We start from the raw sequence: 20,336 nt of genomic DNA, 5'->3' as shown, positions 1-20,336 counted from the left end.
TGCGATTACTCATAGCGTAGCGTTTGAGCAGGCTGAATCTTAGCCGCTCGGCGCGCTGGATAAATCGTTGCCAAAAAGCTCAATACAAACGATGCACCTGTGATTAATACCACATCTAACAAACGCAACTGCGATGGCAAGTAATTGACAAAATACGCATCAAACAGGTTCAGACCAAAGGCTTGATTAATAAAGCCTAAAATATCGCTGACCGTAAGCGCAAATATCACACCCAGTATCGTACCAGCGATAGTACCGATCACCCCGATGACCACACCTTGGACCATAAAGACTTGAGTAATCAAACGAGGAGACGCACCAAAGGTTTTTAAGATTGCGATATCTGCTTTTTTATCGGTCACTAGCATGACCAGACTTGAGACAATATTAAAAGCGGCAACTAGGATAATCAAAAATAGTAATAGGCCGACCATGGCTTTTTCCATTTGAATTGCCCCAAACAGATTGCCATGAGTTTGTGTCCAGTCATTTGGATATAGCTTTTCAGGTGCGATAGCAGCCGCTTTTTCCGCAGCTATCGGCGCAGTAAAGATATCGTTAAGCTTCATGCGTACGCCCTGCGCACCTTCTGGCAGACGCAGTAATTTTGCCGCATCACCCATCGGGATAAACGCCATAAGACTGTCTACTTCTGGGCTAATCGTAAAAATACCTGTCAGAGTAAATCGCTTAAACCGCGGTATCACGCCTGCTGGTGATGGTGACGCTTCTGGTAATACCAGCGTTACTTTATCCCCTATTTGTAGACCCAAGGACTGCACCATCTCCTCGCCCAACACGATACTGAAATCACCACTTTTCAGGGTATCAATACTACCTTCAATCATGTGCTCATTGATAATGGAGACGTTTTTTTCGTATTCAGGCTCGACGCCTGTCACCATGATACCTGCGACCTGACCATTTGATGTCAGCATCCCTTGCAGTTGAATGAATGGTGCCACAGCTGCCACTTCTGGGTCTTCCTTGATCTTATCAGCTAGCTGTTCCCAGTCGCCAATAATTTCTGATGAGACCACAGTAGCCTGCGGTACCATTCCCAAAATACGAGTTTTCAGTTCACGGTCAAAGCCGTTCATCACTGATAGCACCGTAATCAATACGGCAACCCCAAGCGTCAGACCAATCATCGAGATGAGTGATATAAAGGAGATAAAGCCATTACTACGTTCTGCTCGGGTATATCGTAAGCCGATAAATAACGCTAAAGGACGAAACATATTCAAACTCTTTATCTTATCTACGTGCGACTTTATATAGGTTGCATAACGAGCAGTAGTAAATGCATCATACAATTGCTACTACTCACATATAAATCAAACACAAAAACAGGGTGTCAGACGAGCCAATAACAGCTGTCAAAAGGGAGCTAGTTTGACACAAACTAGCTGATATGTGCCAGTCATTAGCAACAACTGAGAGTATTTTTTACCAAAAAACTGGGTTTTGTTATTATTTTTTATAGGGGGCTTGCTATTAGCTGTACCAATACCTATATATTATATGCTAAAGACAATTGTCATTAACCCCTCATTGAGGTTTCTGATCTTTTACTGGCTAGGCTGCTGACCATCATAAACCAATCATTTAAAATGTTGGATGGTACACAAGCAAACACAGTATTAGATACAAACCTCACGCTGACTTAATTTTGAGTATTTTCATGACCATAAATTATCAATACAAAAACATTCAATCTCCTACCAAGATCACGTTGACCGATGAGCAGTCTGCAGGTCACGCCGATCACTGGCGTATTCTGACCGATGATATGAGTCATGATGTGCCTGAATGGCTACAAAAAATGATCGAAGTCGCAGCGATGCCTAAAGGCCTGAACAACAACGTCAGTGCAAAAGACAGCTGCCTGCTTCTATCAGAAGATCAGCCTTGCCATATTAATCAAGTGCTCGCGATGAAAGATGGTAAGCCAGAATGCTTTATCAATGCTTATCCTTGTGTCGATAGTCCTTACGGATTGAACTGCAAAATTGAGCGTGTCATCGCTAATGACAACTCGCATGATGCCGTGTTGCGCTTACGTACTGCTGATGGCAGCATTATTTATGCGTTTGATCAACTCTATACGACCAATCGTCATCTCTATCAACGCGACACCTCTTACTATGTGAACTTTAGTGCTTGGGCGCACGAAATTAAGCTAAGCGAGCAAAACGAAGTCATTATGGTCGAAGACCAAGAGTCTATCCGTTATCACCGTGCCTTTAACGATATCGTGGCAGCAAATGACGGAAAAATCCCTGACGACCTGCAAGAGCAAATCAGTGAATGGAAGCCTGAAACTAAAGAACAAATGGCACCTGTCGAGATCAACTTGGGCCATATGTGTGCTTACTTGTTTGGCGATACGCTAGGACAAGAAGATGAAGCTTGGTGTCAGGGTCAAGTGCTTGGCAAGCAAGAAACCTTATTTAATGGTAAATCTATCATATTGTTTGACGTGGTGACGCTACGTGAGCAGGATGCAGATCCTTTTGTAGTACGTATTGGTGCGCTTAATACTGCTGAAACCAATAGTATTAAAGTACATGACTACGTCCAAGCAAACGTATGGCTACAAGCAGCAATTTACAAAGAAAACCAATCAAATGCGACGCAGCAATCAAAAGCTAGCTAGTCTTTTTGAAAGACTAGCTACAGCTTTCATGCTGCTACTTATGTAATTACCCAATGAAAAAGCCCCTAATATGAATTAGGGGCTTTTTTGTGTCTTATCAACTTACAACGCAAAAACGTAACGCAAAAATCGTATAAATATGGGATTAAGCCATCGTCGTCATTGATTTGATACGAGTGTACAGCTCTTTTTGCTCTGCGCTTGGACGTGCAGTCTGTACGGCCATTAGCTGTGACATATCGCCTTCAACACGGATTTTGCCACTCATAAATGCGCCCATGATTTGATTGGTATCAAAATCAGTGATGATAGACTGTAGGATATCGCGATCTAATAGCAGAGTCGTCGTTGCATTATCGTTTAAGCCGCGATGCAGCAGACCATTGGCAAAATTGGCTTCGATAGTTTTATCAGCTTCAGCCACTTTTAAGTTGACGACCATATTGGCAAGTACTGGTGGTAAGTTTAACTCACCTGCTTCGTTGCCCATTTTTTCTACTTGCTCAAACCATTCATCTGTCAAAAAAACTGCCATATTATATTATCCTTAATTGATATTCTGTCAGGCCAATATCCCTTGAAGTATTATTAGCCTAACTATTAGAATTATTAAAATGATTGCTATCAATAGACCTATGCAATACATAGCCATTAATGACGTTCAGCCTCATTATAAAGGGCGACTTGATAAGAAGTAAAACCTATTTATCGGCTCAGCAATGTTATTGTTACAAAACTTCTTTGCAAGCCTACGCTTATGTCTAGCGAGCGCTTCCCCTATTCAATCAAAATGAGCATCTAGAATAGTGACAAAATTGTGTATAAAATAGAGGAGTAGCACAGCAATAATAAGTTGCTCGCTAACATTTATACCAAAGAGTTTGTATTTTGGCGCATAGTTCTGATGATATTTAATTAGGATTGCGTTACAATACCCTTAAACAGAGTCGGGAGTTTTAACCAAACATTACATAATCGTGTTTTTTGTCAGCCGCCGCTAGCATACATCTATGGTCAATGCGTTTTAATAGCCCTATAGATATGGGTATCTATCTTCATTAGTACAGATTTTTTCGTAATAATTAAGATACATATTTAGCCTTATGAGATGTTTGATGCTCAAAACGGCGCGTCTTCTTATTTACCTTGATGATCTATTAACAATCCTACTATCGATTGACCTTGAGTAAGGTGCATGAAGTGCCTATTTCTATTTATTAGTATTAACTGATAGACAGCAAGGGCCTGAATCGATAGTTAATGACGTCATTGCGCTAAGTAAGTCAAAAAACAACATGTGTTGGCACCAGTATAAATATGAATTTGAGAGTATTTATAGTGCAAACAGCATAGATTGTTGGTTAATTCTGTTGATAATTCGGGCTGTAAAGGAATCATCCAATGAGTTTACAAAACACAGCAGTCGCCCCAGTTGACCGTGAGTATGAAATTACTGTCGTAAGATTTTTTACGATCATGGCTGTCGTTTGGGGCATCGTCGGCATGAGTCTTGGTGTGTTCATTGCTTCACAGTTAGCATGGCCAGCACTCAACTTTGACATTCCATGGCTGACCTTTAGTCATTTGAGACCACTGCATACCAATGCGGTGATTTTTGCGTTCGGTGGTTCTGCCCTGTTCGCAACGTCTTACTACATCGTTCAGCGTACCTGTAAAACGCGCTTATTTGCGCCGTACTTAGCTTGGTTCACCTTTTGGGGTTGGCAGGCAGTCATTGTTGCTGCCGTCATCACGCTTCCTCTAGGTTTGACTTCAAGTAAAGAATACGCTGAGCTTGAGTGGCCTATCGATATCTTAATTGCCTTGGTATGGATTTCTTATGCCATCGTATTTTTCGGTACACTCATCAAACGTAAAACCTCACATATTTATGTGGCTAACTGGTTCTTTGCCGCCTTCATCATTACGATTGCACTACTACACATCGTAAACAGCATGGCGATTCCTGTTAGTGCGTTCAAATCTTACTCGCTATTTGGCGGTGCAACTGATGCGATGGTGCAGTGGTGGTACGGGCATAACGCGGTAGGTTTTTACTTAACGGCAGCCTTCCTTGGAATGATGTATTATTTCGTTCCTGTACAGATTGGCCGTCCTATCTATTCTTATCGTTTGTCTATCGTTCACTTTTGGGCATTGATTGCTTCATATATGTGGGCTGGTGGTCACCATTTGCATTATTCAGCGCTTCCTGATTGGACGCAGTCTCTTGCTATGGTCTTCTCAATCATCCTATTCGCACCATCTTGGGGTGGTATGATTAACGGTGTACTAACGCTATCAGGTAGTTGGGATAAGCTGCGTACCGATCCGATCATTCGCTTTATGATTGTTGCATTGTCGTTCTACGCGATGTCGACGTTCGAAGGCCCAATGATGTCTATCAAAACAGTGAATGCGCTATCGCATAACACTGACTGGACAGTTGGTCACGTACACTCAGGCGCACTTGGCTGGGTTGGTATGATTACTATTGGTTCGCTATACGTACTGCTACCACGTATTTATAACAAACCGAAGATGTACTCTATCAGCTTAATCACCACGCATTTCTGGCTAGCGACTGCAGGAACGATCTTCTATATCGTGTCTATGTGGATCTCAGGTATTGGCCAAGGCATGATGTGGCTTGCTACTAACCCAGACGGTACTTTGGTATATAGCTTCGTTGATACTGTTGAATTCTCGCATTTCCCATATATTGGCCGTGCATTTGGTGGCTTCTTATATGTATCGGGTATGTTTGTAATGGCTTATAACTGCTATAAAACACTCAAAATGCCAGAAGGTAAGCCTGTAGATGTCGCTGATCCAACGGATCATGAACCTAGTGTCGAAAAACCTTCGACAGCTAACGTATAAGGAGCGATCATGGCTGGTACACCGCATGAAATTATTGAAAAAAATACAGGCTTGTTAGTCATTGGTATCGTGATTGCTATTAGTTTTGCAACGCTAGTTGAAATCGTGCCATTGATCTATGACAACAAGGGTCCTGAAGAAGGCGGCTTGAACAAGCCCCTTCCTGCTATGGAGCCTTGGACAGCGCTTGAATTTGAAGGTCGTGATATTTATATCCGTGAAGGATGTCACGTTTGTCATACTCAAATGGTTCGCCCATTACGTGCAGAAGTTGAACGTTATGGACCATATTCACGTGCCGCTGAGTCGACGTGGGATCATCCATTCTTATGGGGATCGAAACGTACTGGACCAGATTTAGCACGTGTTGGTGGCCGTTATTCTGAAGATTGGCAAAAGCAACATTTGATCAATCCACGTTCGCTAGTGCCTGAGTCAGTTATGCCAGGTTTCCCTTGGTTGGCGACTAACGAAGTAGATGGCGAAAATATTCAAGCTAAAATGCGTCTATTCCGCGATCGCTTCGGTGTTCCTTATACTGAAGAAGACATTGAAGGCGCTCCAGATGCAGTGCTTGGCGCTACTGAGCTTGACGCTTTGGTCGCCTATCTACAGCAGTTAGGTACCGCAATGGAAGGACAGCGCTAATGGGTATTGGTGAATTACAAACAATTGCGACCGTTTCTGCCTTTATTGCCTTCGTAGGCGTTGCATGGTGGGCGTATTCGCCAAAAAACAAAAAACGCTTCGAAGAAGATGCACAACTTGCGCTTGATGACGAGGATATAAAATCTCTGTCTGAAGAGCAGCGCAATAAGGATAAATGATGACATTTTTTTGGAGTTCTTGGATCACGCTAATCAGTTTCGGTTGCTGGCTTTTTATTCTTGGCGTTCTGCTGTTTGTACTAAAATACAAACCAGACGTTGAGGAAGACGGTACCACTGGCCATGAATATGATGGTATCCGAGAATACGACAAAGCACTTCCTAAATGGTGGTTGGTGATATTTTTTGGTTCAATCGTTTGGGGTGTGGCGTACTGGGTATTCTTTCCAGCTATGTTCCCAGCACATTGGAAAGGTATCGCCACCGTAGAAGTTGACGGTGAAACTGTGCCGTGGACCTCTAAAAACGAGTTGTTCAGTGAGCTTGAAAGCAACAACAAAGTATTTACTGATAACTTTGAAAAAAGCATTCTGGTAAAAGCAGACGCTGCAGGCGCGACTGCGACACTTGGTACGCTAAACGAGTTACAAGCGACCATGCGTCGTAGCGAAAACCCACCAGCAGATCTACAGACTAAAATTGACGAAAAAGTTGCAGAACTTGCTCCTTACGTCGAAAAACTGTCTGAAAATCCAAATGCTTTAAAAGTTGGTAGCCGCTTGTTCCTACAGAACTGTTCTGTATGTCATGGCTCTAACGCTAAAGGTGCGACAGGCTACCCTAACCTAACAGACAATGATTGGTTATACGGCGGCGAAGCTAGCAACATTCTGACTACGCTACATAATGGTCGTATTGGCGGTATGCCTGCTTGGCGCGATCAGATCGGCGAAGACGGTGTACGTGCAGCTTCTGAATATGTATTGTCACTATCTCCAAACAACGGTAGTAAGAGTAACGGTGAACTTGATCAAACTTTGGTTAATCAAGGCGAAGCTATCTTTAAGCAACAGTGTGCACTATGTCACTCTGAAAGCGGTAAAGGTATGATTTCAGCAGGTGCACCAAACTTGACTGACAACATCTGGTTATATGGCGGTGAGCGTGAGACTGTACGTAATACATTACGTTATGGCCGTGCTGGCGTTATGCCTCAGTGGGAAACTAAGCTAGGTAATGAGCGTATCATGCTACTTGCTGCTTATATCTACTCACTATCAGATAAAACAGGCAAATCACCTGAAGCAGCACCAGTTACTGCTGCTACTCAGCCTGTAGCAACTGAAGAAGCAACTGCTAACTAAGACGTTGTTACTGTACTGGATATGGACGAGATTTAATGAAGGGAGAACTGTTATTGCAGTTCTCCCTTTTGCGTATAGCGGTATTGATTTTCATTTAAAAATGACAGTGATGAGCGGCTATAAATACTAGAAAACGTTCTCATATATTCGTTGCTTTTTACGATTATCACCCCATTATTAGTAGGGAGAATGTTAGAATAGCTATTTTTTAAAATAGTCTATTGATCATAGCTTGATATCGTTCTGACTCAATCACATAACACGATAGTTAACTTCACATAAATTAGATACAGGCTTGTTTAGTCTACTGTTTGTAGTACCTTTGCTCCCCTTTGCTTGTATCAAGGTTATGTTGAACCAACTATATTTACAATCGATCATTTGGTAAGCAGATTAGAAGATTTTTTATTGCATTTTCTATCCGCTATTTACTGACATTGATAACATCATACACTCATATACCTCGACGCTAGAGGTGTTTGTTCATCATGCCAGCAGACTGATTCTTTTTTTAAAGAGGCACGTTTATGTCAGCACAACAACCCAATAAAATTCCTGTACAACAAGTCGATCTTGATGCAACCAAGCATCGTGTACACCCGAGGTTTGTCACAGGTTTTTATCAAAATATTCGTGTCATCACGATGTATGCTCTTTTGGCGGCTTTTTTACTTTTGCCATGGCTGCGCTATAATGATAGACAAGCGATATGGTTTGATGTGCCATCACAGCATTACTATATTTTTGGCATGACGTTTTTGACGCAAGATTTTTACTTTATTGCTGCATTTGCCATTATTGCCGCGTTTACGCTGTTTATGGTGACGGTATATGCTGGGCGCGTTTGGTGTGGTTACGCCTGTCCTCAAACGATATGGACGCATCTATACCAATATGTTGAAAAATGGGTGATTGGCGATCGTAATAAACGCATCAAGTTTGATAAAGCGCCATTAAGCGCGAGCAAAGTATTCAAACGCACGGTTGTGTATTCAATTTGGTTTTTGCTTTCTGTGATTACAGCAGCGACCTTTGTTAGTTATGTAGCAGGTACAGATTCTCTATATCACAGCTGGCAGTCAATAGGAGTATTTCCATTCCCTGACTGGCCAACGTGGGTATGGGTCTCAATGTTTATCTTTACCTTTGCTACTTATGCCAATGCAGGCTATATGCGTGAGCAAATGTGTGTACAGATTTGCCCCTATGGTCGCTTTCAAAGTGTGATGTTTGATAAAGACACATTGATCGTATCTTATGACTATGAACGCGGTGAGCCGCGCGGCGCTCGTAAAAAAGGCACAAATCCAGAGCACTTAGGCGACTGCATTGAATGCACCATGTGTGTGCAGGTCTGCCCTACTGGTATAGATATTCGTGATGGTCTGCAAGTTGCCTGTATTCAGTGTGCGGCTTGTATTGATGCCTGTAATGAGGTGATGGATAAGGTCGGCTATCCGCGTGGACTGATTCGTTATACGACTGAGCGTCAGCTGGCAGAAAAAGAACCAAGCCGCGTACTGCGCCCACGATTATTTGCTTATTTGACATTATTAGCCGTGCTATGTGGCGGCGTTATATATGCGCTGACCGATCGCGTGCCATTGGAAATTGATATTCGCCGTGACCGTAATCAGTTATCGTCTATCAACAATCAAGGCATGATCGAAAACAGCTATATCGTCAAGCTAACCAATAAGACGCAGGACGCTCATACCTACACGATAACCCTAGCACCGCAAAAAGGGTTGAGCTTAGAACTGCGCTTTAATGATGTACCGTTAGAAGCAGGTGAAAGCTTTGATATGCCAGTCAGTATTTATGGTGATCCTGATGTAATAGAGTTTGGCCAAACGCCTGTCACGCTAAATGTGAGCAGCGAAAACGGTAAGTACAAGGTAAGCAAACAAAATATCTTTACGACCCAAGGTCAGTAAATGATTAGCAGACCTATTGTTTAATTTCATGTATATCATTCGGTAGTCTGTAGCTAGTGCAACAAGGTAAATAGCCAATTGTTCTAGCTAAAGGCTATCAAATAAATGTTTTACCATTAAACTGGCAGCGCTTAGCCGCCAAATTATCCGTTGATACCATTTGTGGATGTCTAATGAAAAGCTATCTATTAAATGCGTATCTGATGCATAGGTATTTTATGTCTACTCCAGCACCGAACTTTAAACATCAAGATAAGCAGCCATGGTATAAAAATTACATGGTCGTTATCTTTGTGATTGGCATGCCTGCTGCGGTCGTGATCGCTTGTATTTGGTTTGTTTATTACTCTTACCAGATCCGTGATAGCGTGGTACGTGACGACTGGTATATGGATGGCAAAACGCTCTATCACGATGTGTCTCGTGATAAGCTCACGTATGACTTAGACTTACATGGACAAATGCAGTTTGCAGAAAATGGCGATATTGTGTTTTATCTCAACTACCCTGAGAAAAGCGTCCAGTCAGGCAAGCTGCTAAACGGTACACCACTTACCTATCCTGATACGTTGGAACTTTCTATTTCTCATGCAACGGATATCAAAAAAGACCGCGATGTTGTCCTTAAGCATGTTGAGGGCAATAAATACAGTGCACAAGTCGATATTGATCCTGTAAAAGCCAAGTATTACCTTCAGATTAGTAACGACGGTAAAGATGATTGGCGTATGCAAGATGTCGCAAAACTGCCTCGTTCAAAGATCAGCTTTGACCCACTACCAGTTTTTGCTAAAAGTTAATGCTGTTAGTAGCATCCAGACATAAAAAAACCAGCCACTCGTCAGAGATCGGCTGGTTTTTTTGAGCTATTTAATATTCTACTAATGAATAAATACGGTTTAATCTCGTACTAATTTATCAACTACTAAATCACAGGGTTAATCGTTGGAATTTTCTGTGCTTTACGCTCGTTTTGCGCGGCCTTGTCCGTCTCTGTCGAATAAGGCTTGTCACTAGCGAACTTAGGATTGAACGTTTGCGTCCTTGGTGATACAGGCAAACCAATCTCAGCCAAACTATCTGTCTGACCGGCTTGAATATTGTCACCTTCAAATAAACGCTCATCATTATCGCGATCAAGACTAAGTGTTTCAAAGTCAAAAAGCTCACGATCAGCTAACTGTGATGGTGCAACGTTTTGCATTGCCTTAAAGATAGAAGCCAAACGCTGCGGGTGAGCGTCATCCCATTCACGCAGCATATCGTTGATGATGGCGCGTTGTAGATTGGTCTGGCTGCCACATAGATTACAAGGAATGATTGGAAATCCCTTTAATTTGGCATATTCGATGATGTCTTTTTCTTCGACATAGGCCAATGGACGAATCAGCATATTTTGCTTGTCATCGCTCAGTAGCTTGGGCGGCATGGATTTGAGCGCACCACCATGAAATAAGTTCAAAAAGAAGGTCGCCAGCATATCGTCACGATGATGGCCAAGGGCAATCTTAGTCGCGCCAATTTGTTTAGCAAAGCCATATAGTGAACCGCGGCGCAGACGTGAGCACGCTGAGCAATAAGTCTTGCCTTCTGGCACTACGCTTTTGACAATACTATAAGTATCTTTTTCTAAAATATAGTGAGCGATGCCCTGCTCGTTTAGATACGCAGGTAAAATATCTTCTGGATAGCCTGGCTGCTTTTGGTCGAGATTGACCGCGACGATATCAAAATGAATCGGTGCAATGCGTTTTAGCAGCAATAAAATATCGAGTAAGGTATAGCTGTCTTTACCACCCGAAACACAGACCATCACCACATCGCCATCTTCGATCATATTAAAATCGCGGATTGCCCAAGAAACTTGGCGACGCAGCTTCTTTTGTAGTTTGCGAAAGTATGCTGACTCGGTAGGTGCTTGCGCATCGGCAAACTGCTCGTCAATCATGTCCTCATCACTGCCATCTTCAGAGACGTCATCGTACTCTCTACTATCAGTATCGGTGCCCAAAGCCTGAATATCAAAGCTCGTTGCATCAGATACGTCATCAGCTTGAGAAGGAATATTTGGCGTAAATAAGGTTGCTGCGGTCATAAGTTACTCAATATCTTTATAAGGGTGATTTTACTATAAAGCGATTTGCGATAAGGCTTTTAAAGCATTATCACCGATGTCAGGTGACTGATACTTTAAAAGCTGCGATTATAACAAATATTGCTAACAGATTGAAAAGATGACAGTAATACCGACTTTATTTTATTACGATGCTGTTTAAATTTGCTTTGGTAGCTTAGTGACGGGTGATTGGTCGCTTCGTGGTTCTGTAGTAGACGTATTTTTGCTAAAATAGCCGTTTTCGTAAACCAATAATAGATATCACTATGACTAACGTTACTTTGCAAAACACTTCTAATCAAGTATCAGATGCTGATTTAGCTGCTCTTACCAAAAGCCAAAATGCGGTTGTCCTTTTATCAGGCGGTCTCGATTCGGTGACTTGCTTATATTGGGCAAAAGCGCGCTATGCATCAGTGACAGCAGTCAGCTTTAACTATGGTCAGCGTCATAATAGTGAACTTGTGGCCGCGAAGACCATCGCTGAGACAGCAGGTGTCAATCATAGAATCATTGATATTGATATCGCACAACTGGGTGGCTCTTCATTGACAGACCACAGTATGATCGTGCCAGACGGTGATTCGGACAAATTCCCTAGCAAAAAGCGCGATGAAATCGATAACGACGCTATCCCAAATACCTATGTGCCTGCGCGTAACACTATCTTCTTATCATACGCGCTAGCAGTCGCCGAAGTCGCTGATGCCAATCATATCGTCATCGGTGTCAGCTCAGTTGACTATTCTGGCTATCCTGACTGTCGCCCAGAGTATATAGCTGCCTTTGAACATATGGCCAACCTTGCGACAAAAGCAGGCGTTACTGGACATCGCTTATCGATCCAAACGCCATTGCAGCAATTGTCAAAAGCCCAAACTATTGAGCTTGGTCTGTCATTAGGTGTCGATTACGGACAGACGATTTCTTGTTATCGCGCAGATGCCAATGGTCTTGCTTGCGGTGTTTGTGATAGTTGCGCATTGCGTCGTCAAGGCTTTGCCCAAGCTGGCGTAACCGACCCTACTCATTATCAGTCTTAATTAATTTTAGTCAGTCCTATATAAGTTGGGTACGGTATCAGGCGCGCTTATTCCACTATCCTTCCTTATGCTCAAATCATATCGAACTGACTATGCATTAATGCTAAATATTGCGTGAAATGGTGATACCCATCAACATTCGCGCAACATTCGCTTGCATTAACACAGCACGTCGTTCTTGTATTCTAATCGACATACTTGCTATCGTATGAACGATTATATTTATCGAAAGATGTAACTGACGATATCGGTCACTCATATATTGATGAGTTGACTTTGCATTGAGCAAAAGATAAAAATTGACGCTACCCGTAAGAGGAAATTTATGAAGTTGTTGCCAGTACTACCCCTAGCCTTAGCGGCCCTGTTTGCCATGCCACAAGCCAACGCTGCTGACATTAAGCAAGACAATATCAATTCATGTGTCAATGGTGCAGTCAAATACAAAGTCGCTGACAAAAGCAACGCAACCAAACTATGTAACTGTACTATTGGTGTGCGCAGCAACATGACTATCGGTCAAATGTGGGAAATCGAAAGCTACGCACAAGATAAGAAAGACCCTTCTAATCTGCCATATGTGAAGGCAATGCAAAAAGATTTGCAGCAGTGCACTGTTGGTTTAGATTTAAAGAAGCCGCAAAAACCTGCGTAACCTCTAATCGTTTGATATACAAAAGACTGGCCATTGCCAGTCTTTTTTGTTGCCAATGAATGGGCAAAGTGTAAAACTGATTATTTATTTCTACTAATCTGCCTATAATAAGAACACTATAAATAGAACCATCAATAAGCCGATACACATAACTAAAACTAATAAGGATTTTATAATGGCCAAGCCAACAACAGAAACCATTCACCTACCTGATTTTCCAGTAACCATAGTACGCAAGCTTGCTGGCAACTTTATTCATGATGAAATCAATTTAAAAGAAATGGTCGCCAATACCGATAAAGGCCTTATTCTCTATTTTTATCCCAAAGACAATACGCCAGGCTGCACCACACAGGCAACAGAGTTTACCTCGCACCTCCATGACTTCGATGAATTGGGCTACGACATCATCGGCGTCTCTCGTGACAGCGTTGAATCTCATGAAAAGTTTATCGACAAATATGACTTACAGATTCCACTCATCAGTGACGCTGATGAAAAGCTATGCCAGTATTTTGACGTTATCAAAGAAAAAAATATGTACGGCAAAGTTACGCTAGGCCTTGTACGTTCGGCATTTGTATTCAATAAAAATAGTGAGTTGACTCATGCACAGCGTAACCTACGTGCTAAAGACTATACCAGTCGCTTACTGACTATATTGGCGCCTTAATTATTGGTGTCATAATTATTGGTTCTGTAATTAAGTCAGTATTATTGACGTTATAGTTAAATCAGTATTGATCATAAGAACGACAAAAACCGAATAAAAAATATAAGCCAAGCATTCAGTCTATTACTGAATACAACCTTGCCCCTATTAGAGAATAATATGAATAAACAATCTGGCACGACCACCGACGATACGCCGAAAGAAGTCACGCGCAAAGTATCTGTCGCTATTATTGGCGCGGGTACCGCAGGTCAAAACGCTTTTCGCCAAGCGAGTAAAATCAAAGATGACGTAGTCATTATCAATGAAGGGTTTTGGACCACAACCTGTATAGCGGTCGGCTGTATGCCCAGTAAGCTGCTAATTGCAGCTGCTGATCGCGCACATGATGCCAACCATTCTGCTGAGTTTGGTATTCATGCAACCGCACAAATCGATGGCAAACGAGTCATGGAGCGTGTGCGTGACGAACGCAGTCATTTTGCCAGCTATATTAAAAAGCAAGTGGACAGCTGGCCTGACCATAAAAAAATCGACGGTCGTGCTCGTATTAATGAGCAAGGGCTAATCGAGGTCAATGATGAGTTGATTGCTTCTGAGCAAATCATTGTCGCCACAGGTAGCTCGCCGTTTATACCTGATGGGTGGGCGGACAAGCTTGGTGATACCATGCTCACTTCTGATAGTGTCTTTGAGCTTAAAGACTTACCAAAGACTATGGCTGTCGTCGGTGCTGGTGCTATTGGTCTAGAACTTGCACAAGCATTTACACGCTTAGGTGTAGAAGTCACGCTGCTAAACCGCGCCAAACAAGTGGCTGGTCTAAAAGATGATGATATTAATAATAAAGCCATGGATTGTTTAAGTCATGAATTAACCATGCATCTAGGTAGCGAAATTACTAATGTAGGTACAACAGCAGATGGAGGTAATACAAGTGCATTTATCGAGTATGAAGATAGTGCTGGTGAGTCTCAGCAATGGCAAGGTGAGTATGTCTTAGTTGCTACTGGTCGTCGCAACAATATTAAGCAGCTGGGTGTCGAAAACTTAGGTGTCGAGCTAGACGATAAGAACCGCCCAAAAAACTTGAGTAAAAAAACAGGTCAAATTGGTGACTTAAACGTTTATATCGTTGGTGATGCCAATGCTAATATTCCGTTACTGCATGTGGCTAGCGATGAGGGCTATAGTGCGGGCAGTATGGTCTGCGAAAACACAGAAGCGGCCTATATTCGCCCACCTGCGACTCCTTTCTCTATCGTATTTTGCTCACCGCAAATTGTCAATGTTGGTCTGTCGCTACCAGAGATTCAAAAAGATTCAGAACTCGAATTTGTTATCGGTAGCGTAAGCTTTGATAATCAAGGACGTAGCCGTGTAATGGGTGTCAATTGCGGGCTGCTACATATCTACGGCTGCAAAAAGACAGACAGAATTTTAGGCGCCAGTATGGTCGGTCCTGATGCTGAATATATCGGTCATATACTTGCCACCGCGATTACCAATGATTTGAGTATTAAAGATATGCTCGACACCCCTTTTTATCATCCGACGATACTAGAGGGACTACGTACGGCGTTACGTGATGTGCAGTATAAAATGGAGATACCTTTCCAATCTCTAGATACCCAAAAGGATAATTCTTAATCGACCCTTTAGCTAAGTCCTCAATTCAGCAATGCCTTTAAATTAATAGTAACTAGTCTTAACTGTTGCTTTATTTGATTGCTTCGACGACTTGAGGTAATTTATAAATAGATATTCGTTTACAACTTTTTGTACAAACACATCCTGCATGGACGAAAAAATGCCAATCGCTAGTGTTACCGACTTTTTTAAAGAGATCATTCGCGACTTACATACTAGCCTATATCTTGCTCTAGGCGGCTCTATAGATGAAGAGTCACTTAATTGGTCCTCTCAAGCAGTAGAATTGGCGAGCACTGGCATCAAAATCCTAATACTGCTTGCGGTATTGGGATTTTTTTATTGGTTGGCCAATTATATCCTTAGACAAAGCCGTGCCAAAATTCGATTAAATGAGCGCCGCACCAAGATTGTCCGTTCAGTTTTGCGCTATGTCTGGATTGTCGCCAGTCTGATAGCGATTATGAGTCAGATAAACTTTGAACCAGAGACCATCAAAGCCACCGCGAAGGCAAGCACTTGGGCAGGTATCTATTACGTACTTTGGGCATCATCAGGACAAATCATTCACAGAGTCCTACAGCATTATGGTCTCAATGCTTCCATAGAGCAGCTCCTCAAAAATATTTTATCTGTACTACTATTGGTACTCGGGCTTGCCAGCGTCATGGCGCAATTTGGCTTCGACATTGTATCGTTAGTGGCGGGTTTAGGTATTGTTGGTTTGGCGGTTGGTTTCGCCGCTCAGTCTACCCTTGCCAATTTTATCGCTGGTATCACGATTTTGCTTGAGCAGTCTTTTCAAGTCGGTGACTGGATTCATATCAATGATAATGAAGGACGCGTGGTACTTATCGCGTTACGCACCACTCATATCCTTACCCGAGACAATATTACTGTCATTATCCCAAACTCTAACGTTGCCTCATCAGAAGTCATCAACCTGACTTCCAAAAACTTTATCCGTTTTGATATTCGCGTACGTATCGCGTTCGAAGATGATATAGAAACGGCTCGCAAGGAAATTTTGCAAGTACTTAGCGATACCGATGCGGTGCTTAATCGTCCTGAAACCTCAGCGACTGTGGCAGAAATTGGTGAGTATGGGGTGTTCTTTATCGTACGTTTTTGGGTCAAACCAGCAGCCGTTGCCCGTATCCCCAAAATTAAAGAAGTGCTGCAAGAAGAAATTAAAATTGCGTTTGATGCGGCTAATATCTCTACGCCCTATCCGCATATGCGATTGCTGATGCCAAAGGATGTTGACTACCCTATTGCGACCAAGCCCTTTGCGACCACCACTCAAATTGTCCCAGAGGAATTACCACTGACGAAGGGTGAGTAGAGAATTTACTTTCAAGTATTTGAGTATCGCATCTTAAAATCTTAAACACGGCTACTTTGAACCATCCTACTGTGAATTATGGTAAAATTGCCGGTTACACCGATTATCTTATTATTTGCTTTTTTGTCAATTTAGCCCACAGGTACCCGTATGACCGAACAAACCGCGCCCGCATCTCTAACAGCAGCTTCACCAGAGTTGTCGCTTGATCTTATTATTACCTGTGCCGATGGGCTTGAGGCACCACTGCAGACTGAGCTAACCAGTTTTGGCATTGACAGCGAAATCAAAAGTACCGGCCGTCTAGCCGTAACTGGTGGCTTACGTGAGCTATATACCATCTGCCTATGGTCACGCGTAGCCTCGCGGGTATTGATGCTGATTAAACGTAAAAACATCAATGCAGAATACGACGTTGCGGAGCAGCTATACGGCTTGGCAAAATCGGTCAATTGGACTGAGCAGTTTAGCCTAGAGCAAACCTTTGCTATCCGTCTGTCTGTCGATAAGCGTGTCGCTGTCAGTCAGCAGTTTGCCATGCTACGTATCAAAGATGCTATTGCCGATACCTTTAACGAAGTTTACGACAGCCGTCCTAACGTCGATAGCAAAAATCCAGACTTCTCGGTTTTTGCCACTATCAATGATAAGCAAGCCGAGCTATATCTAGATTTATCTGGTACCAGTTTGCATCGCCGCGGTTACCGTGTGGCCATGACAGAAGCACCACTAAAAGAAAACTTGGCAGCCGCCCTGCTCTATAGCGCTGGTTGGCACAAGAAAAACGAAGCTGGCGACGCACCTTTCTATAATGCGTTAATCGATCCAATGTGTGGCTCTGGAACGTTCCTTATTGAAGCGCTATTGATGCATTGCGACTATGCTGTGGGTATCGACAAAGCTGCCAATCAATTTGGTTTTTACCAGTGGCAGCATCATGATGAGACGCTATGGCAAGAGATGATTGATGATGCTCAAACGCGTTTCCGCGAAGCATTAGAGATTGCCAACGAGCAGCCTGATACGTTGCCACTTATGCTAGGCTTTGATGCTGATAGTGGTGCGATTCTTGCCACAGAAAAAAACTTAATTGCCGCAGGTCTACAAGACCTTTTACCGTTACTCGATATCGAGCATCGTGCGCTTGACCAACTTAGTAACGTGCTCAAGCCATTAGTCAATGATGGTCGATTGAGCAATCCTTTGGTCATTACCAACCCACCGTATGGTGAGCGTTTGGGTGATGAAGAAATGATTAAGCCGTTGTATCAAGCAATTGGGCTGATATTGCAAGACAGCTTTGCCGGTAGTGGCATTGACCCGATGCTTGGCATATTGGCCTCTCATGTCGAACAAGTAGATATTCTACCGATTAAAGAACCAAAAACTTTACGCTGTCATAATGGTGCTATCACCGTCTATTTCCGCTACGGAACGCTTATCGCTGGGCAAACGGGCAATCTTGTTAGTCGTTTTGAGAAACGCGAGATTGAAGTAGAAGAGGGTCAAGACTTCATTAACCGTCTACAAAAAAACCTTGCTAAGCTCAAGAAACTGGCCAAAAAAGACAATGTAAGCAATATTCGTGTATACGATGCTGATTTACCTGATTTCAAAGTCGCGATCGACTTATACGGTGATTATGCGCATGTGCAAGAATATGCACCGCCAAAGACCATCCCACCTGAAACTGCAAAAAAACGCTTTAACTTGGCATTGATGGGTATCCGTGAAGTCTTTGATATTAACCGTGAACAGATCTTTATCAAAACGCGTGCCCGTCAGTCTGGCAACGATCAGTACAGCAAGCAGAACACCACAGAAAAACGTGGCAAGTTTCATGTTGCGCGTGAAGATGGTGCCTATCTGTATGTCAACTTTACAGATTACTTAGATACTGGTCTGTTTATCGATCACCGCAATATGCGTGCTCGTATCAAAGATAACAGCCGCGGTAAAGCCGTACTTAACCTGTTCGCTTATACTTGTACCGCAAGTGTTCATGCAGCGCTTGCTGGTGCGAAAAAAGTCACTAGCGTTGATTTATCACAGAACTATCTCGATTGGGGCAAACAAAACTTTGTCTTGAACGGTTTGGACGTCAGCCGCAATAAGTACCAGTTCGTTGCTGCCGATATCTTTGAGTGGATTAAAGACAATACCGAACAGTTCGATGTTATCTTTATTGATCCACCGACCTTCTCAAACTCTAAGAAATTCCAAGGTACTTTTGATGTGCAACGTGACCATGCTGCATTGATTAATCGTGCCATGAACCGCCTCACCTCTGATGGCGTCTTGTACTTTTCTAACAACTTTACGCGTTTTGAGTTAGATGAGCAGTTGACTCAGCGTTATGACATCATTGATATCACGCAAAAAACCATTGGCTTTGATTTCAATATCAAAAAACCGATTCATCAAAGCTTTGAGATTCGTCATCGTCAAAGTCTGTAACTCGAAGTTTTAGATTTATAGTTTAGAATCTAAAGTCCGTAAACAAGATTTTGATAAATAAAGTTGAAGATTTATAAGGGCAATATAAGTACCTGAAACTTCTGTTTTTTGCCGAATGTATATGAAATATAACAATGGCCCAATCAGCTTTGATTGGGCCATTTTTTGTTGCTATGATAGAGCGTTACTAGGCGATGGATTTGCGCAGTTATTGCGTAAGCATCGCCTTTTTTCGATAACCTTATAAAACCACTAACGTCTAATAAAAAGGATAACACCATGGCTTTATCACTTAATAAAGGCGGTAATTTATCGCTAACGAAAACTGACCCAAACTTAACCAAGTTACTTATCGGTCTTGGTTGGGATGAGCGTGCCACTTCTGGTGCTGAGTTCGACCTTGATGCTAGCGTGTTTTTGCTAAATGGCGCAGGTAAAGTGCGCGGCGATCATGACTTTATCTTTTATAATCAGCTGAAGTCTGACAATGGCGCTGTCGAGCATACTGGTGACAACCGTACTGGCGAAGGCGACGGTGATGACGAAGTTATCAAAGTCAACCTCACTCAAGTACCTGCAGACGTAGATAAAGTAGTCGTGACAGTGACTATTCATGACGCTGCAGCGCGTAGCCAGAACTTTGGTCAGGTCGCCAACGCCTTTATCCGTGTCGTTAATGAAGAGACTGGCACTGAAGTCGTACGTTTTGATCTAGCAGAAGACTACTCTGTTGAGACAGCGATGGTGTTTGGCGAAGTATATCGTCACAACGGCGAATGGAAATTCCGTGCTGTTGGTCAAGGCTATTCGGGCGGCTTGCAAGCGATGTGTCAGCAATACGGTGTTGATATCTAAAACCATTATTTATTGGTATTTAGTCAGTTATTAGTCACCGTCATCACGTCCAAAATAGCAAACCGCCATCGTTGCAAATAGTCACAATTTT

General features: G+C 42.7%; 17 protein-coding genes. 14 read left to right on the top strand and 3 right to left on the bottom strand.

Annotation, left to right across the window (positions count from 1 at the left end):
• Positions 1-5 precede the first annotated feature (5 nt).
• On the bottom strand, positions 6-1,241 hold the full coding sequence (locus ACI2IW_RS03890) for a lipoprotein-releasing ABC transporter permease subunit (RefSeq protein WP_191113884.1): 1,236 nt from the start codon (positions 1,239-1,241) through the stop codon (positions 6-8).
• Between the two features lie 443 nt (positions 1,242-1,684).
• Here ACI2IW_RS03890 and ACI2IW_RS03885 point away from each other — a divergent pair, with 443 nt between their 5' ends.
• Entirely contained in the window at positions 1,685-2,659 is a 975-nt protein-coding gene (locus ACI2IW_RS03885; protein WP_404692705.1) for a hypothetical protein, read from the top strand.
• 145 nt (positions 2,660-2,804) lie between these two features.
• On the opposite strand, the gene ACI2IW_RS03880 is transcribed toward ACI2IW_RS03885, so the two are convergent.
• A complete protein-coding gene (locus ACI2IW_RS03880; RefSeq protein WP_057760797.1) occupies positions 2,805-3,194 on the bottom strand; it encodes an SCP2 sterol-binding domain-containing protein in 390 nt (129 codons plus the stop codon).
• Between the two features lie 866 nt (positions 3,195-4,060).
• Here ACI2IW_RS03880 and ccoN point away from each other — a divergent pair.
• The 6 genes from ccoN (at position 4,061) to ACI2IW_RS03850 (ending at position 10,251) form a co-directional block, all read left to right on the top strand.
• On the top strand, positions 4,061-5,542 hold the full coding sequence (gene ccoN / locus ACI2IW_RS03875) for a cytochrome-c oxidase, cbb3-type subunit I (RefSeq protein ID WP_201567458.1): 1,482 nt from the start codon (positions 4,061-4,063) through the stop codon (positions 5,540-5,542).
• Between the two features lie 9 nt (positions 5,543-5,551).
• On the top strand, positions 5,552-6,190 hold the full coding sequence (gene ccoO, locus ACI2IW_RS03870; protein ID WP_191113887.1) for a cytochrome-c oxidase, cbb3-type subunit II: 639 nt from the start codon (positions 5,552-5,554) through the stop codon (positions 6,188-6,190).
• The gene (locus ACI2IW_RS03865) at positions 6,190-6,369 is read left to right on the top strand and encodes a CcoQ/FixQ family Cbb3-type cytochrome c oxidase assembly chaperone (protein WP_057760804.1); all 180 of its coding nucleotides are present in this window, start codon (positions 6,190-6,192) and stop codon (positions 6,367-6,369) included. The genes ccoO and ACI2IW_RS03865 overlap by 1 nt, the downstream gene beginning before the upstream one ends.
• The gene (locus tag ACI2IW_RS03860) at positions 6,369-7,514 is read left to right on the top strand and encodes a c-type cytochrome (protein WP_404692984.1); all 1,146 of its coding nucleotides are present in this window, start codon (positions 6,369-6,371) and stop codon (positions 7,512-7,514) included. The genes ACI2IW_RS03865 and ACI2IW_RS03860 overlap by 1 nt, the downstream gene beginning before the upstream one ends.
• A gap of 527 nt (positions 7,515-8,041) precedes the next feature.
• The gene (gene ccoG / locus ACI2IW_RS03855; protein ID WP_404692704.1) at positions 8,042-9,451 is read left to right on the top strand and encodes a cytochrome c oxidase accessory protein CcoG; all 1,410 of its coding nucleotides are present in this window, start codon (positions 8,042-8,044) and stop codon (positions 9,449-9,451) included.
• Between the two features lie 218 nt (positions 9,452-9,669).
• On the top strand, positions 9,670-10,251 hold the full coding sequence (locus tag ACI2IW_RS03850) for a FixH family protein (protein ID WP_404692703.1): 582 nt from the start codon (positions 9,670-9,672) through the stop codon (positions 10,249-10,251).
• A gap of 125 nt (positions 10,252-10,376) precedes the next feature.
• On the opposite strand, the gene ttcA is transcribed toward ACI2IW_RS03850, so the two are convergent.
• Entirely contained in the window at positions 10,377-11,546 is a 1,170-nt protein-coding gene (gene ttcA / locus ACI2IW_RS03845) for a tRNA 2-thiocytidine(32) synthetase TtcA (protein WP_404692702.1), read from the bottom strand.
• A 287-nt stretch (positions 11,547-11,833) separates the two neighbouring features.
• Here ttcA and queC point away from each other — a divergent pair, with 287 nt between their 5' ends.
• From queC to ACI2IW_RS03810, 7 genes are all read left to right on the top strand, one after another.
• Positions 11,834-12,610 (top strand): 7-cyano-7-deazaguanine synthase QueC, encoded by a 777-nt coding sequence (gene queC / locus ACI2IW_RS03840; RefSeq protein WP_191113890.1) that lies wholly within the window; start codon positions 11,834-11,836, stop codon positions 12,608-12,610.
• A gap of 325 nt (positions 12,611-12,935) precedes the next feature.
• Positions 12,936-13,265 carry a hypothetical protein gene (locus ACI2IW_RS03835; RefSeq protein WP_057760815.1) on the top strand — a complete coding sequence of 110 codons (330 nt, stop codon included), beginning with the start codon at positions 12,936-12,938 and terminating at the stop codon, positions 13,263-13,265.
• Between the two features lie 175 nt (positions 13,266-13,440).
• Positions 13,441-13,938 (top strand): peroxiredoxin, encoded by a 498-nt coding sequence (locus ACI2IW_RS03830; RefSeq protein ID WP_160020998.1) that lies wholly within the window; start codon positions 13,441-13,443, stop codon positions 13,936-13,938.
• Between the two features lie 159 nt (positions 13,939-14,097).
• A complete protein-coding gene (locus ACI2IW_RS03825) occupies positions 14,098-15,588 on the top strand; it encodes a dihydrolipoyl dehydrogenase (RefSeq protein ID WP_404692701.1) in 1,491 nt (496 codons plus the stop codon).
• Between the two features lie 160 nt (positions 15,589-15,748).
• The gene (locus ACI2IW_RS03820) at positions 15,749-16,933 is read left to right on the top strand and encodes a mechanosensitive ion channel family protein (protein WP_228153189.1); all 1,185 of its coding nucleotides are present in this window, start codon (positions 15,749-15,751) and stop codon (positions 16,931-16,933) included.
• Between the two features lie 150 nt (positions 16,934-17,083).
• Positions 17,084-19,390, top strand: coding sequence for a bifunctional 23S rRNA (guanine(2069)-N(7))-methyltransferase RlmK/23S rRNA (guanine(2445)-N(2))-methyltransferase RlmL (rlmKL, locus tag ACI2IW_RS03815; protein ID WP_404692700.1), 2,307 nt, complete (start codon positions 17,084-17,086; stop codon positions 19,388-19,390).
• A gap of 279 nt (positions 19,391-19,669) precedes the next feature.
• Positions 19,670-20,245 carry a TerD family protein gene (locus ACI2IW_RS03810; RefSeq protein WP_057760825.1) on the top strand — a complete coding sequence of 192 codons (576 nt, stop codon included), beginning with the start codon at positions 19,670-19,672 and terminating at the stop codon, positions 20,243-20,245.
• Positions 20,246-20,336 lie beyond the last annotated feature (91 nt).

This window comes from Psychrobacter sp. NPDC078501 (assembly GCF_044900935.1).
In the GTDB taxonomy this organism is placed as follows: Bacteria; Pseudomonadota; Gammaproteobacteria; order Pseudomonadales; family Moraxellaceae; genus Psychrobacter.
The sequence above is the reverse complement of the archived record's forward strand: the minus strand, read 5'-3'. Positions and strand labels throughout refer to the sequence as shown.

Bases quoted from the DNA above. Each gene is read 5' to 3' on its own strand.
- ACI2IW_RS03890 (WP_191113884.1), bottom strand. From the start codon at position 1,241: ATGTTTCGTCCTTTAGCGTTATTTATCGGCTTACGATATACCCGAGCA.
- ACI2IW_RS03885 (WP_404692705.1), top strand. From the start codon at position 1,685: ATGACCATAAATTATCAATACAAAAACATTCAATCTCCTACCAAGATC.
- ACI2IW_RS03880 (WP_057760797.1), bottom strand. From the start codon at position 3,194: ATGGCAGTTTTTTTGACAGATGAATGGTTTGAGCAAGTAGAAAAAATG.
- ccoN (WP_201567458.1), top strand. From the start codon at position 4,061: ATGAGTTTACAAAACACAGCAGTCGCCCCAGTTGACCGTGAGTATGAA.
- ccoO (WP_191113887.1), top strand. From the start codon at position 5,552: ATGGCTGGTACACCGCATGAAATTATTGAAAAAAATACAGGCTTGTTA.
- ACI2IW_RS03865 (WP_057760804.1), top strand. From the start codon at position 6,190: ATGGGTATTGGTGAATTACAAACAATTGCGACCGTTTCTGCCTTTATT.
- ACI2IW_RS03860 (WP_404692984.1), top strand. From the start codon at position 6,369: ATGACATTTTTTTGGAGTTCTTGGATCACGCTAATCAGTTTCGGTTGC.
- ccoG (WP_404692704.1), top strand. From the start codon at position 8,042: ATGTCAGCACAACAACCCAATAAAATTCCTGTACAACAAGTCGATCTT.
- ACI2IW_RS03850 (WP_404692703.1), top strand. From the start codon at position 9,670: ATGTCTACTCCAGCACCGAACTTTAAACATCAAGATAAGCAGCCATGG.
- ttcA (WP_404692702.1), bottom strand. From the start codon at position 11,546: ATGACCGCAGCAACCTTATTTACGCCAAATATTCCTTCTCAAGCTGAT.
- queC (WP_191113890.1), top strand. From the start codon at position 11,834: ATGACTAACGTTACTTTGCAAAACACTTCTAATCAAGTATCAGATGCT.
- ACI2IW_RS03835 (WP_057760815.1), top strand. From the start codon at position 12,936: ATGAAGTTGTTGCCAGTACTACCCCTAGCCTTAGCGGCCCTGTTTGCC.
- ACI2IW_RS03830 (WP_160020998.1), top strand. From the start codon at position 13,441: ATGGCCAAGCCAACAACAGAAACCATTCACCTACCTGATTTTCCAGTA.
- ACI2IW_RS03825 (WP_404692701.1), top strand. From the start codon at position 14,098: ATGAATAAACAATCTGGCACGACCACCGACGATACGCCGAAAGAAGTC.
- ACI2IW_RS03820 (WP_228153189.1), top strand. From the start codon at position 15,749: ATGCCAATCGCTAGTGTTACCGACTTTTTTAAAGAGATCATTCGCGAC.
- rlmKL (WP_404692700.1), top strand. From the start codon at position 17,084: ATGACCGAACAAACCGCGCCCGCATCTCTAACAGCAGCTTCACCAGAG.
- ACI2IW_RS03810 (WP_057760825.1), top strand. From the start codon at position 19,670: ATGGCTTTATCACTTAATAAAGGCGGTAATTTATCGCTAACGAAAACT.